The sequence below is a fragment of the Vibrio rubrogenes genome (assembly GCF_059641415.1).
Map to the genome: position 1 here is coordinate 1 of NZ_JCARSY010000048.1, position 16,407 is coordinate 16,407.

The window sequence follows — 16,407 nt, forward strand, 5'->3', positions numbered from 1 at the left end:
CGTTGCAGCACATATCCAGTAAGACTCAGCAGGCTGGGATAGTCGAAAATAATATCAACATGGAGATCTAACTCTAATGCTTCCCCCAGACGATTACTAAAATCAACAGCGGTAATCGAGTCCATACCAAAATCAAAAAATGGCCTCTCGTCCTTGATCTGACTGACGTCAATCTTGAGAAAATCGCTCAAAATACTTCGAATACACTGAGCCACTGTATCGCTTTGTTCAACTTCGGATAAATTGAAGAAACCATGCCCTAAAGCGATAAATCTATTATTGTCATTGGGGGAATGTCCCTCATCCTTTTCAATCCTTCCCCAATGAGAAACATCCTCAGTTTTCTCGGCTCTAAAACAAATCGCCTGAGAAATTGGATTTCGCATCAGGAAGCATAGAGATGAAAGTGCTTGCTGAGCTGTTAAGCATTGTTGAAATTCAACGCCTCGGGATTCTGCCCGCCCGGCCATTCCTGTATTTTCCCAAGCTCCCCAATTGACACTCATCACTGGGGTGCCTTGCTGAGACCAATGTTGAGCTAAATAGTCGAGAACACTATTTGCAATCGCATAGTTAGCCTGCCCAATAGAACCACCAACAGATGCAATAGAGGAAAACAGGACAAAACAATCCAGCGTCATATCTCGACTAACTTCAAATAAATTGAGTGCTCCTTTCACTTTCACTTCAACTACAGAAGTCCAGTCCATTTCAGATTGATGTTTCATGAGAGCATTAGCTGATATCGCAGCTGCATGGAAAATTCCAGCCAGAGGAGGCATACACGTCTCTATCTTATGCATATGTTTTTTCAGGACATCGATATCCGTTATATCTCCAAATAGCACTTCAACTTGACATCCTGCCTCTCTCAGTGCAGCAACCCGTTTTTGAGTATCCGAATGTTCACTTCGACTCATGAGAACTAATGCATTGGCACCTTCCGAGACTAGCTTTTCAGCAGTTAACAGGCCAACCTCTCCTAATCCCCCTGTAATAAGATAAGTTCGATCAGTTCTGACAGGTGTTGCCAACTCATGATGTAATACTTCCTGCAAGGTATACGCGACTTCCAGCTCACGCAGGTAGCGTTTCCCATCGCGATAGGCGACAACTGTGTCTGACATGGAAGCCTTGATTTCATTAAGCCACGCCAATCCATTCTGCTCTATAGTCAAGTCATCAATATCCACCAGAACTACAGGGAGTGACGGGAACTCTTGAGCCGCGGTCTGGATCAATGCTGCTGCTGCAAATCCTACTGCAGATGAAGCTATTTCATCCTTGTAGACACATTGACCAGATGCTGTCAGTACAATGAATGGCTTACTCTGCTTGCCTGCCGCCACCAGCCACTGCTTCAAGCGCCAAAGGTCATGAGTCAGCTCTTCAGTTGCTAAATGCTCCGGATATGACTTATCAAGCAATGCGGTATAAATGAGAACATCTGCACCCGAACACTCATCAATGACAGCACAGAGTTCTTCTACCGTCCGTCCAGCTACAGCTGCATGAACCGTCTTAAGAGACTCATCCTCCAAGTCATTTTGTATTAAAGATCGGAGTGACATTGCGTCACCAATAATTAATACATTTTGTAATAACTCAGAAGTATCCATTGGCACTTCATTAACCGACATACTTGCTGGCAATGGTGAATGCTGCCACTTCAGTTTATGAATAACAGACGTATCGGATATCGCTCGCTCATCTTCAGACATAGCCTCCGTTTTTCTGAAGGTGACATGTTCAAAGCATGCGCAGACCCGATCTTGTTCATCGACGATGGTAATGTCATAAACCAATTCATTCGCGTGACTAGACTCCGTCAAAAACTGGGCCACACACCAAAAATAAGTCCCGACTGGCCAACTGAGAATAGACACACGCTTAATTGTATAAGGGATAAATAGCCCATTAGACTCAATGTCTAATGAGTCAGCCAGCCCATTGACAGATTGCATACAAGCATCAAGGACCCGAGGGTCAATATCAAAATCGGATGATACATTTCTTATTTGTGTGACCAGGCTCAGCCCTTCACGACACATAGACTCGATCCGCTGATAGGATGGCCCCAAATTCAGTTCACGGGGAATATATTTGCTGTAAAACGTATCTTTATTAATCGAGAAAGAAGCTTCATCACGTACAGAATGTAATGTTGATAACAGTGCATCAAAATCAGTTGTCGAACTCATCTCAACCGCTTTCTGCCCGACAACGATGGATTCCACATCAGTGAAAAGCAGCCATTGCTCGTTTGGTGCCTGACAGTAAAATAACTGTGCCCGATTTTCGTGCTGCACTGATAACTGTACAGACAACCGATTTTCAAACTGAGCCGGACGTACAAACCTGACACCATTCAAACTGATAGAATTTTGCGCCTTAAGGGCATGGATGACAAAAGCCAGACTCCCGGCTGCCGGTAACGTTCGAATACGTCCCAGACAATGCTCCGCAAGAAAAGCCTGATGTTCAACGTCCAAACTGTAATCAATATAACGGCTACCATCTCTGGCCGATGTAATATCATGGCAAATCAATGGGACATCATCAGATGAGGATATTGCTGTTTGGTCATTGACCCAATAACGTCGTGTAGGGAAATGACTACAGGGCAAAGCCACCCGACGTGGACTCGCAGGTATATAATAGGTGTGCCAGTCAATGTTCAATCCTTGATAAGATAACGTAGTAAGTAGCTGGTATAACTCAGTAAATTTATTTTTGTTGACTTTACTTCTGACAAGATCAAGTACAATTTCACGGTCATTGCTGACCACAGCATATGTCCCTTTCTGCAGCAAGTTATTACAGGCAGAAGCACAGAGCTGATTCAATACATCCGGCGTATTATCATCGGCCTCAAAGATAATGTGCATATGGCTGTGAGAAAAATTGATGCTTGATAAAACAGACGTTAGTTCACGTTCATTCTCTGCGAACAGGCCGGAAATCATCGCTGTCATATCAGAGACTCCACCCAAAGCTGCCGCACACATTAATCCTCCTAACCCGACTACTCGGATACTCTCGGGCTCGATTCCAAGAGACAAGAGAAGGCGCCCATAAGCCAGAGTAAGGATCGCAGACCTAATCTGAACGGGGATTATGACATTTTCTACTAAGCATAAGTCAGATGAAGACACTTCATCGAAACCGCAAATATGCAGAACTTCCACGCCTTCATCAATGACCTGCCGGAACACTTCATATAAGTCATAATAAGCACTTGCATGCTTAAACCAGACTGGGCACTGTGTCACTGTTAAATGCCAGCTCAAACGTGGCCTTTCAGTCGATTTATCAGAAATTACCAGTTCGCCATTTGCCAGTTTCTTTAACCCATCGAGCAATTCATCTTGTGTCTTCGCTGGAAAAATAGCCTGAGCTCTTTGCCCTGATCGAGACATACAGAAGGTATAGGCAGCATCTATAACTGATGGCGCATGTTCTGCAAGTAACTGATGGTAACGTGTGGCATCCAGTTGTAACTGCTCTTGGCTGATATGTGATAACACAACCAAAGGTACAAAACCTGAGGGTCGTTTTTGAACGGTCGCGGAGTTCTTATACTCTTCCACAATAAGGTGGGCATTGGTGCCACTCAATCCAAAAGAACTCACCCCAGCCCGACGTATTGTTGTTGATGTCCATTCAAGAAGAGAGTCTGTTACCTGAATATTACTGAAATCCCAATCAAAATTCGGATTAGGTTGCTTGAAGTGCAGATGAGGAACCAACTTTTCGTGTTGCAGACAAAGCAGAACCTTGATTAATCCCGCAACCCCGGCTGCAGCTTCAGTATGACCGATATTGGTTTTAACTGAACCCACATACAATGGCGTTTTATCCTGAGATGCATTGAAAACCGATTGCAACGCGTTCAATTCTAACGGATCCCCAAGATGGGTTCCTGTACCATGGGCTTCAATATACGAAATATCAGACGGAGAAAGCTGTGCATCATGCATAGCCTTTTCCAACACTTTCTGTTGAGATAACCCATTTGGGACTGTCAAACCGCCAGCACGGCCATCATGAGTAATTGCCCCCCCACGAATCACACCGATGATAGGGTCTCGGTCCCTTTCAGCATCAACCAACCGTTTCAAAACCACCACACCGCAACCTTCCCCACGAACAAAGCCATCTGCACTCGCATCAAAAGTACGACAACGCCCACTTGGAGAAAGCATGCCTCCCGCACACTCGATAACCAAAGGTTCGGGTGACAACTGTAAACTAACCCCTCCAGCAATCGCCATATCACAGGCTCCGGAACGGAGATGGGTACATGCCGTTTGAACCCCGACTAACGATGATGAACAAGCGGTATCCAAAGTCATCGATGGCCCCATTAGCCCAAAGACATGAGAAATGCGCCCTGCGACCACACTATTGGCCGAGCCTGTCCCTACATAAAAAGCATGTTCACGGACATTCTGAGTCAGGTGTAAATAATCCTGAGTCATGACTCCCATAAAGACGCCCGTTTCAGAGCCGCTCAATGCCATAGGATCTTGCCCGGCACTTTCTAGAGCTTCAAAGCAGACATCTAAAAGTAAACGCTGTTGTGGGTCCATTAGATCAGCTTCAATCCCGGCAATACCGAATCTTTCCGGGCAAAATTGGTCAACCTGATCAATAAAGCACCCTTCAGCAATATAAATCTTCCCCGGAGTTGTTCTGTCTGGATCGTAATATCGAGTATGATCCCAACGCTCTGCAGGGATAGGCTGAACCGTATCCACGCCATTTTTCAGTATTTCCCAGTATTCTCCGATGGAATTCGCTCCACCAGGAAAACGGCAGGACATCCCCACAACCGCAATTACGCCATTATCTTGATACTCATTTTTAACTGCACTTTTAGCAGGTTCATTCAAGAACGATTGGGGCGAATTGGCTAATGATTCATCTGGATTAGAATGATTTTCAGGAACACGTTTGAGCAAATAGTCGGTTAATGCTTCAATCGTGGGATAGTCATATAATAAGGTCGACTCAAACTTCTGCACGAACCTCTTTTCCAACAGACTCCGCAGATCGATAGCAAGCAGTGAATCAAGTCCCGACTCAAACAAGCTGGTCTGGCGCTCAATCGTTCCCTGCAGTTTAAGCAGTTTTACTGCAACCTCTTGCAAATAGGTTTCAATCTGACGCTGACGTTCAGCAGCATTCATTTGCTGTAGACGTTGCAAAAAGTTATCTGTATTAACGCTCTCCCGGACGTCAGACTCTTGTAACGATTTCTGTATCGCAGATTTCTCTGCCAATAGTTCCGATAACAGACGTTGTGTATGTGGTAGCTGCTGAGAATCAATCTGCCGTTCATAATCTATTGGCAAGACCGTAAATTGCACGTTTGAACAATTAAATTGCTTCGCAATCAAAGCTACGCCCTGCTCCGGTGGAATAGTACCTGCAATGGACTGATTACGACTCAGACGTGTTGTGATATCCCTTGCCGCAGCAGCTCCTATTTCAGACCATGCCCCCCATCCGATAGAAAGCCCCGGATAACCTTCTCCTCGCAAATACCAGGCAAACGCATCCAGAAAAGCATTGGCAGCCGCATGATTAGCCTGACCGGGATTTCCCATCACTGCCGCAGCAGAAGAATAAATCACAAAGAAGTCCAGATCGTAACCAGCCACTGAATGATACAAATTAATCGCACCAAAGACTTTAGGACGGAGAACATTGAGATACCGTTCCCAATTCTGTTTTTCTATCACACCATCGTCTAATACCCCGACAGAATGTACAACGCCACGAATTTCAGGGAGAGAAACCAGAGCCTTCTTCAGCGCAATATCTAGTGCAGATGCATCACTAACATCAACATATAGAGGAACAACTGTGACCCCCTGCGCCTGCAACTCATTCAACGTTTTCTCTGCATCTTTTCGTTCACGGCGCCCAATGAGAATTAAATGTTTTGCCCCTTGTTCTGCAAGCTTTTTCGCTGTTTGTAGCCCTAGATCACCCAGCCCACCGGTGATCACGTAGCTCCCATCGCCAACAATCTTGGTAAAATTTTCTTGCTCTTCAGAAACCGCCAATGTCGCACGTCTTAGGCGTGCGGCATGTAGCTGACCATCTCGTACAACCAACTGACATTCTTCTCTTTGCATCAACGCTGCATATAAACGTTCACCTGAAACACAAGAGTCATCAAGATCAATTAATCGGGCAAATGTGGCATTTTCGTTTATGTAGGTGAATACATGCCCCCAGATCATTGCCTGTAAAGGTTGTGTAACTTTGTTGCCCAGTGGCTGAGCACCGGTTGTCAGAAAGCTTGGAGAAATATGTCGCCACCGAGGATGCAGCAACGTCTGACAAAGCAGTAATGGATATTTTAGATAAAGCTCAATCTCAGACAGACCAAGCGTTTCATCACAACGTAGATCAGCTGAAGTCATAGACCACGCGTAGACTAGGCCAATAATGGGGCCATGCTTATCTTCAGCCGCCATAAGCAGTGATGAAAAGACTTCTGATTCCTGTGAATCATGAGCGTATATCAACTCATGTGAAATCGTTACCAGAACCACTCCACGCTGTTCCAGCTCATGTTTCAGTGACTTCAGCCACTGCATATCATCAGCATCTTCATCAACCAAAATAAGGTAGCACCCTTCCGGTGAGGTGACCGCGAGATCTGTGGTGTCCGGATTTTTCTCGGCAACAAACACACTTTCAGTTCGGCCGGATTCATCCGTCGCAAGCAGAGAATGAAACCCACTGTCACTTAGCAAAGCCTGCCAGCCTTCGGTATCTAGTAACGGGCCCTTCACTCGCAACGATGTATCTGTATAACTCCACCAGCCAGGTGTCATCCCAAAGCTGAGATCCAGCCAGGCTTGCTGCTCAGTGACTTCTCTTAATAACAGTACGCCACCATCAACCATACATTGAGATAAATGCTTCAGGGTACGAGTCAAATCAGCTGTCGCATGCAGTACATTCACTGCAATCACTAAGTCAAACTCTCCAGGGGCAAATCCTTGCGCGATCGGATCTTGTTGCAGGTCGAAAAGCCGGAAACTCATGGATTCTTCATATTCACAAAACTTCTCTTTCGCACGAGTTAAAAAATGTGTCGAAATATCTGTAAATGTGTAAGTGATATTTTGTCCATTAATTTGTTTTAAAACCTGCTGCGTTGTGGAGCCAGTGCCGGCTCCGACTTCAAGAATTCTTAATTGCCGCCCAGATGGCAAACGACTTGCCGCTTCCGAAACCAATGCTGCAATTCGATGGTTCAACGCCAGAGTTCCCGGACTGTCCTGATAGAGAGCCTCTGTTACCTGTGAGTTTTCCGCTTCAAAAAGCAAATCAACAGCTTTCGTTTTTCCTCGCAGTACATCGGTCAAAGCATTCCCACATCGCATTAACAAATCCAATTCATGGGTCTCTTCTCCCAGCTTGGTTCTCAGCTGTGCTTCAATGTCATGGATTGGACGTTCCGGGGGAATTAACAGCTGACTGAGCGTCACCAGCCTTTGTAACAGACGCTCATAAGACGGTAAAATACCAAGTTGTTCGAGTACCGAACCGAACTCAGAACCCTCATCATGAGTGAGTAGTGCATCGAAAAGTTGCTCACTTAAACCGAGTTCTGCTAGCGTGTTATGAATGAAATGTCCCGAAAGTGCATCAAAGTCCTGAATGATGTCTGCGGACATGGTATATGATGCAGCACCAAACTGAGGGCGTGCTTCCGCCAGTAGCAAAGATGCACTAAGATTTAATCTCTCAACCGCTGAAGGTAATGCCACCCATTGTTTTTCTAACAACCAGTCTTTCCATGCAGCGTTATCCAGCATTGGCCGATACCGCGATGCTTCAAAGCGTTCAATTGAGAAAATAGCCTGACCATGATCATCATACACATGTAAAGACACGGAAATCTTTTCTTGCTGAGTCAGATAGTCGTACATCGACTCCACACTACGAAATGTCGCTTCAGGCGCAAGAATACGAATGAAACACCATAATATATCAGAGTGATAAGCCTGAAACTTCATGTCATGAATTTCAGTAGGAACAAATAAAAGTGGTGTTTTTTCATCATCCCCCATATCCATTGCAGCACTAATAACCTGAAAACAAGCATCCAACATCACTGGATGTAAACTGCCGCCAGACCAATAATCCTGCAAAACAGATGGCCATTCAATTCTACCCAATGCCACACCAGAGCCGTGATACAGTTGTCTGATGGCCTGAAAAGATTCCCCATATTCAATACCTGCCTGTCTGGCTCTTGCCAAATGTCTTTCGACAGAAACAGCGTGGGGACATAAATCCCGTTCAGCAACCAGAGAGTGGATCGATGCCGCTGGCTGCTTACCAAGGTTCACTTGAGCGGTGACATGTTTCGTCCACACGCCCAGATCGGAGATGGTGTAGATTTCCACACTCGCCATATCATCGTCGCTCTGTTCAACCCGGCAATACACACCTATGGGCTCAGAGCCAAGAGTGCATGCTTGTCTGATCTGCATTTGAACTATGTTTGCCGGAAGACCATCAAAGCAAGGACATACCTCCGCTATCATATTTAAGTAAACGCTTGCTGGAAGCACAATATTACCCGCAACGAGGTGATCTCGTAAAAAAGGGAGCTGTGCTAAAGATAATTCGCCCGCATAAAGACTGCCGCCATTCGGTTCTGCCAAAAGCGTTGTAAATATGCTATGCCGGACTGAAGAGAACATGAATGGAAGTGCCGACACACGTTTAGTGACATGTTCCGGAAGCCAATAACGACGATGATCGAACGTATAATCCGGGAGTAACAAATGCTGGGCTTTGTTTTGCCCCCTTGTTCCCTGATTCCAACGCAATGACGCTCCCCGGTTAAACAGATTGGTACGTACATTTATCCAAACCTCAGACTGTTCAGTATTGTGTGTTTTTTCACCGGGGATCCGCGGAAATAGTTGTAATTCGGGAACTTCAATACCAATCTCAGTATCGAGTATCGGCCAGTGAAATTGATGCAGCTGTTGCTGATGATTCAGTAATTCAAGTAAGAGGCCCTTTGCTTCAGATATACGGCTATAAGGCCATTCTATCCAATTGTCACTTTGATTGGTTTTCGTGATATGGCGACATTCAACATAAACCTGACATTGAGCCTCAACGAGGTGCAAATCCGAAATCAGTTGCCGGATTTCAGCTTCGCTTACCTTCCTTTTATCAACAGTATCAACTTTATCGAAGGACACACATAAACGAGCCGCGTCCTCAAATGTTATCACCTCAGCCACAACTAAAGCCGCGATAATACCCGTCCCCACAGCCTGAATTTTTCTAAGCTCAGCACCTTCTGTTACGAGCCGCTCCGCACATGATAACTGTGAGAGCATGTACTTCAGGGTTGGATACTGCTCAGACATCACCAACACTTCAAGACTTAATTCAGTCTCTTGACTGATGCTGACGTCAAGTTTTCGCAAACGGGACACCCATGAATTCTGTTCCAATTCTTGTGCCGAAATGGTGTATTGAGCCGTGGAAGGTCCAAAGTTTAAAACTATTGCAGGTCGTTTGGTTGAATCCTGATATGTTTCCTGCGCTCCAACTGACAAACAAGATAATAGTTCTTGAGTCGTTGCAGCCTGACATCCAAAGCGATAAGTGAAGTGATTACGAATGCGGTTCACTGATTCAGATAAGAGGGCAAGTGAAATGTTGGGTGTACTCTCTACCAACTCATGACACTGTAATAACTGATGTCGTAATGAGCTGGCCGTATGTGCAGAAAAATAAAACGGATAAATTACAGTACTTTGATCTCCACCTGCCTCAGAATCGCTCCCAGCCTCAATCCGTTCTTTCTCAGCAGCATACTGAGTTACAATCATGTGGACGTTAGTACCGGTGTATCCAAACGAACTAACTGCAGCAATACGTGATTGGTCACTATGCCATGTCGGCAAATTAGTCCGTTCTTTGAGAAATACTGTCGGAAATTCCAGATACTCACTCAACCCATTAAAATGGGGGTTTAGTTTCTCTAGATGCGCAATAGGCGGTAATTCATCATCTTGTATAATTTGGATTGATTTAATCAGGCCAGCAATCCCTGCTGCCGATTCGCAATGGCCAATGTTCGCTTTCACAGCCCCCATCACCAAAGCTTTTGAGCGCCCTTTTGCCTGCCCATAGACTTTATCAATTGCCTGAACTTCGACAGGGTCACCGAGTGCCGTTCCTGTTCCATGAGCTTCGAGATAATCAACATCTGCAGGATCGATCTGAGCTTGAGATAAAGCTTGGCGTATCACTTCTACCTGAGCTGGACCATTTGGTGCATTCAAGCCATGACTGCGTCCATCCTGATTGACAGCAGAACCACGAATCACTGCAAGGATTTTATCACCGTCTTTTTCTGCCTGATCCAATGTTTTCAATAACACAAGCCCACATCCTTCAGAACGTACGTAACCATCTGCTGAATCACCAAATGCATTACAACGTCCTCTGACCGACAACATGTGAGCCACAGACGTACCGATAGCCGCTTCAGGGCTTAGCAATAAATTGACTCCCCCCGCCAAAGCAGCAGAACATTCTCCCATGCGCAAACTCTGACAAGCGAGATGTACAGTAACCAGCGACGATGAGCATGCAGTATCCACAGAGATACTTGGCCCATTGAGCCCAAAGACATAGGAAAGACGTCCTGAAGCCGCACTTAGCGCATTTCCCTGTCCGACATAAGCATTCAAGTCCAGTGGACTGTTGATCAGACGTGTATAATCATTGTTCATTTGGCCGATGAAAACACCAATATCAGAACCTCTGATATCTGCAATATCTAAACCAGCACGCTCAAAGCAGTACCATGCCTGTTCCAACAACAATCGGTGCTGAGGATCTAAATAAGGCGCTTCATCTTCAGATATCCCAAAAGCTGATGGATCAAATTGATCGACAGTGTCCAATAGCCCAAAGTGACGGGTACTGATTTTCCCGGGCTCGCCAACAAGTGGCGAGAAAAAATCATCCATATCCCACCGTTGATTCGTCATGGTGGTTATCGCATCATTGCCGTCTTTGACCAACTGCCGGAAAGCCTCTGGATTCGAAGCACCAGGAAAACGGCATGACAAACCGATCACCGCAATAGGCTTATCACGCCCACTTTCAAGTTCTTGAATACGCTGATCTTTCTCCTGAATTTTCAGGATTGAATTTTTCAATAAATCCTTATAAGAATTTTCATTTCTTTTTTCTGCTTGATTCATATTCAAGTTAGTACTCCTTTACAACAATGATTCCAGTATTTGTGCGAGCTGATGTTCATCAAGTTCATCCATGCTCTCACTCGTACTTGGTTGAGCATTTTTTGTTGTCACATGCTCCAGTTCCAACGCTTGTATGACATAGATAGCGAGACTTTCTACATTGGGATAATCAAATATCAACGTTGCAGGAACTCTGATATGTAGCTTCTCGTATAACTTCTGCTTCAGTTCAATTGACATCAATGAATCAAACCCAAAATCCTGGAATGGTTTATGGTCATCCAGCACACTATTTTCATCCAATTTCATAATCTGTCGGGTAATCTGACGTAGGTGCTCTCTGACATGGTCGAGTCTGACCATCGGTGGAAGCTCACGGAGTTCTTCTAAAAGATTGACAGTACTATCGTGTTTCTCAGCAGTATTAGACAGGGGAATTTGATGACTCGCGAGCCAAGGTTTAACCAAAGCTGGGGGAGATTCTCTCCAAAGCTCATGGATGATCGACCAATCCACATCAATCACACCGGCTTGTGTTATATCCGATGACATCAGACGTTCCAGATCCATGATCGCCCGCTCTGGGCTCAATAAACGTAAACCCGTATTGGAAGTTTTCCCCGCAGCCATTCCGATTTGATCCCAACCAGACCAATTAATTGCCAATGCCGGTAAACCAAGCCCTTTGCGATAATGAGCAAGTTGATCCATAAAGCTATTTGCTGCGGCGTAATTACTTTGTCCGGCAGCACCGAATAATGAAGCTAATGATGAGTACATCACAAAGCAATCAATCGTCATATCTTGAGTCAGTTCATGTAGATGCCAGCTTCCTGCCACCTTACTACTGGTGACGTATTCAAATTCATCATCGCCCAAAGAAGAGAAAACACCATCGGCCAACACACCGGCACAATGAAAAATACCGCATAAAGACGAGTGAATGTCGTCCTGAGAAAGCAACTCAGCTAAAGCGTCCCTGTCAGCTACATCACATGATTTGTAGTCGATCTGAGCGTCTGTCGACTCTCGGAGTCGTTGCAGTTGTTGCGAGATCTGTTCCGTTTCAGGACGTCGGCCCAATAAGAGGAAACGTTTTGCTCCTCGCGTTACCAGCCATTGACACGTTGCTATTGCAAGATCGCCCAATCCCCCAGTTAAAAGGTAAAGACCATTATGACGGCCATCAAATGCGTTTGGACCGACAATACTGGATGCAGAAACCTCCTCAACACGAAGGACATAGCGTTGTCCGCAGTTATAAGTGACCCAATCTGATTGCGAATATTGTATTTCATCTTCGAACAGCGTCTTATACTGCTGCAATGAAAATTCATCGACGTCTAACATACCCACAGGGCAATTTGACCACTCAAGATTCAGTGACTTACATAATCCTGATGCAAAGCCAAACAATGGGGAACCACCTGATTTCGCCTCCAGCTTGACATGACCTTTTGAAAGCACCTGAAAGCGTGTTGTAATCCCCAATGCCAACAAAGCTTCACTGATGTCATAAGCACGCCTCACTACTGAGACCAGAGCCATAGTCGCTTGTCCCCAGAACTCCTGGTTCACAGATTTGTCATTCAGGTCACACTGAGGCAGACAGTACAATAATATGACTTCACATCCTTTACTGCACACTTTTTCAATGTCTTGAATTGTTGGGCTATTCAGTACTCTCATCCTGGCCAGAGAAGAGTGTATATCTGGATCAAATATTTCTTCCGTTGAGTTCAATAACACAACGGTAGGTAGCTCCGATTTCACTTGTTCAGGGGGTTGACTCAAGGACTCAGCCACCCATCCTTCTTTTAGATAAGAGGAAGAAACTTTGGTGGACTTGAGCTGTTGGGCACTAACCCGTCGTGTACAGAGCCCTTCAATGCTAAGAAACGGTTGTTCGCCCTGTATAGACAAAGCAATATCATGAACAAACGCAGAACCATCAACTTCTTCTTTTTTAAGTTGGGTATGACAAATAAATGAATGTGGATGGAGAGCACCAGCACCACCTATAGGTGCCACAAGTAATCTATCAATAGCGACTGGAATTGTCGCCCCTCCCATATGGCTGGTACCGGGTTGATCCGCTTCTGTAGCTAAGGCAATTGTTTGAAGTAGTGAATCCAATTCACCGGGTACGCATACACTTGAATCATCCGAACGCCAAATCACCTCTGATTCGGAGTAACCAACGAACTGTTTAATCGACAAAATACTGCGAAATGCATGAGACAACATAATCTCAGAAGAATAGAGGTCGTCATAAAAAGTCCTTTCATCAATGTCAGCTAATATACGAGCCGATTTTGGAATAATCACAGGGGCCGGTTGACTCTCAGCGACTCTCGCTCTGGCTCGCAAATACTCTCTGGCACCCTCGTCATGTTCACTATGTACTGAGATGCTGAATTCTTCCCCCTCGCCTTCAGAAATCATATTAAATTCATAACGCACAACTTCTGTATCAGCATCAACGATCAATGTGTCTTCGCATAAGACATCTAAAATTTCCCACGTTTGAATTCCTCGGAAATCTCTTAGCATGCCAATAATCAGAGCTAAATGAGCAGCAGCAGGAACCACCAATTCATCATGAACCAAATGATCTTTAAGATTGAACGGTGGCTGATTTAGATAATCGACAGCATAAACAACCACTGCTGACTTTTTGGAGCTGAGTCTGATTCCCAAATGACATTGAGCAGAACTTTCCTTTCGAACTGAAGGTACTGACTGTTGCCAGAAACGTTGACGCTGGAATCTATAACAGGGTACCGGCATCCCGATCATAGGTATTGATGACGTTTGTTTACCCACAATTGATACAGATTCTGAACCCTTTAAAATCGTACGAAGTGCTGAAATCATGTCTGCCTGTGATGCAGATTCAAATATCCGTGTACACTCCAACTCAGCCCGGCGCCAACTCTGCTGACAAAATACGACATACCGGTCTGCTGGCAAAGAAGTCAGCATCTCCAGATAAGCAGCCATCATATCGTTGAGTGCTACTTCTGTTGCTGCAGAAATTCGAAGTCCGGCGGGCAGGCAGGCTTGGGTTGATACCGCAGAGTTTGCCGGTGCGGATTGCAATATCATGTGTACATTTGTTCCACTAAAGCCAAATGAGCTGATTGCAGCATAACGCTCGCTTTCGCTTTGCCATGGCTGTGCAACACTCGGAATTCGCACTTTGGGAGCAAGTTGAATCTCTGAGTTTAGCTTCGTCAAATGCAGATGAGGTACTATCGTTTGATGATACAGGCAAAGTGCTGTTTTGATCAGCCCTGCAATACCTGCGGCAGCTTCTGCATGACCCATATTCGTTTTCACAGAAGACACCCATAATGATGACTGGCGTGAGACGCCATCCACGTAAACAGCTTGTGCAGCTGACATTTCAATCGGATCACCCAGCGGAGTGCCCGTGCCGTGAGCTTCTAATACTTCAACCTGAGCGGGATCCACCTTAGCATCGCGCAATGCCCGACGGAGTACTCGTTGCTGAGACTGTCCATTCGGAGCCGTAAGCCCTTGACTGTGACCATCTTGATTGGCGGCAGACCCACGTATAACCGCAATCACATTGTCTCCATCAGCTATGGCATCCTCTAAGCACTTAAGCACAACGAGGCCACATCCCTCACTACGGACATATCCATCTGCCGCAGCATCAAACGTTTTACAACGCCCGTCCGGTGCCAACATCTTTCCTTTGGAAAGTAATACGGAAGTTTCTGGTGATAGCAACAAGTTAATTCCACCAGCAAGGGCAATGTTACACTCCCCCTGACGTAGCGCTTGGATCGCCAAATGAACGGCCATCAGTGATGATGAGCAAGCAGTATCAACTGCCAATGTGGGACCTTGCCAGTCCAGAGTGAAAGCCAGGCGCCCGGCAGTAACACTTAACGCATTCCCTGTACTGTGATGATGAGACAGTGACTCTGCATCGGTTGGAAATCGCTTCGCATAATCATCAGGGCCCGGGCCAATAAAAATACCACCATTCACATGCGTAGACGAAAAATCATATCCGGCACGTTCTAGCGCTTCCCACCCCGTTTCCAGCAATAATCGCTGTTGAGGATCCATACAATGTGCTTCTCGTGGAGTAATACCAAAAAAACCACAATCAAAAGAGTCAATATTATCGATAATTCCGGCCCTGATGGTCGCAAGTTGCTTGTTACGAACAAAAACCTTAGCATCCCAACGCAGGGCATTAATCTCTCCAACCAAATCCCGTCCTTCCTGTAACGCAGACCAAAATTCTTCAGGGGAATTTACATGTCCGGGGAAACGGCAAGCGATACCGACAATAGCAATATCGTGATCTGTGATTTTATGATTATGATTTTCCTTCGGACTGTCAGACGTATCAGAGGCCATGCATTGTTCTTGCTGGCTTTCTCCACCATTCAGTTCGGCATGTAAGTGTTGTATGAGTTTGCCAATCTGAGGGAAATCGAACAGTAACCTTGTTGGTATGTCGCACTTCAGTTGCAATTGTAGCTGATCACGTAATTCTACTAACGTTACAGAATCCATACCCAGCTCGTTCAATGTCTCCATCATCCCGATACGATGAGGTTCTGAAATATCGAGAATAGCAGCAATGTTGCCTATCACGATTTGCTCAATTTGAGTAATTACAATGAACAAAATTGGTTATACAAGAGTTTCAACCACTGACCAGTCTCTTGATGTACAAATACAAAAATTGAAGGGCGCTGGCTGCGTTAAAATTTTCAGTGATACCGCTTCTGGATCGAGTATCAACCGCAAAGGCTATTTGGCCCTGATGGAATACCTTCGTTCCAGTGACATTCTTGTTATAACGAGAATTGACAGAATTGCACGTTCGGTTTTAGATCTGCAAAATATTGTTACTGACCTGAGAACTAATGATATTCAGTTATCAGCTATAGAACAGCCGATTTCAACAGATTCAGCATCAGGTAAGGCATTCCTCGATATGTTGGCCGTATTTGCAGAATTTGAGCTAAATATCCGTAAAGAACGCCAATTAGAAGGCATTGCTTCAGCAAAATCAGCAGGTAAATACAAAGGACGCAAACCAATATCAGAAGAAACTAAAAGCTCAATTTACGTTCTAGAC

At 45.2% G+C, this 16,407-nt stretch carries 3 protein-coding genes; 1 reads left to right on the top strand and 2 read right to left on the bottom strand.

Annotation, left to right across the window (positions count from 1 at the left end; translation table 11 throughout):
- Both AC55NX_RS19210 and AC55NX_RS19215 read right to left on the bottom strand, forming a co-directional pair.
- Positions 1 to 11,276 (bottom strand): SDR family NAD(P)-dependent oxidoreductase (locus AC55NX_RS19210; RefSeq protein WP_496997200.1); only part of this gene is annotated, 11,276 nt, incomplete at its 3' end.
- An 18-nt stretch (positions 11,277 to 11,294) separates the two neighbouring features.
- Positions 11,295 to 15,917 carry an SDR family NAD(P)-dependent oxidoreductase gene (locus AC55NX_RS19215; RefSeq protein ID WP_496997198.1) on the bottom strand — a complete coding sequence of 1,541 codons (4,623 nt, stop codon included), beginning with the start codon at positions 15,915 to 15,917 and terminating at the stop codon, positions 11,295 to 11,297.
- Positions 15,918 to 15,942: 25 nt separating this feature from the next.
- Here AC55NX_RS19215 and AC55NX_RS19220 point away from each other — a divergent pair.
- Positions 15,943 to 16,407, top strand: a 465-nt coding sequence (locus tag AC55NX_RS19220) for a recombinase family protein (protein ID WP_496997199.1), incomplete at its 3' end; no start/stop codon positions are given.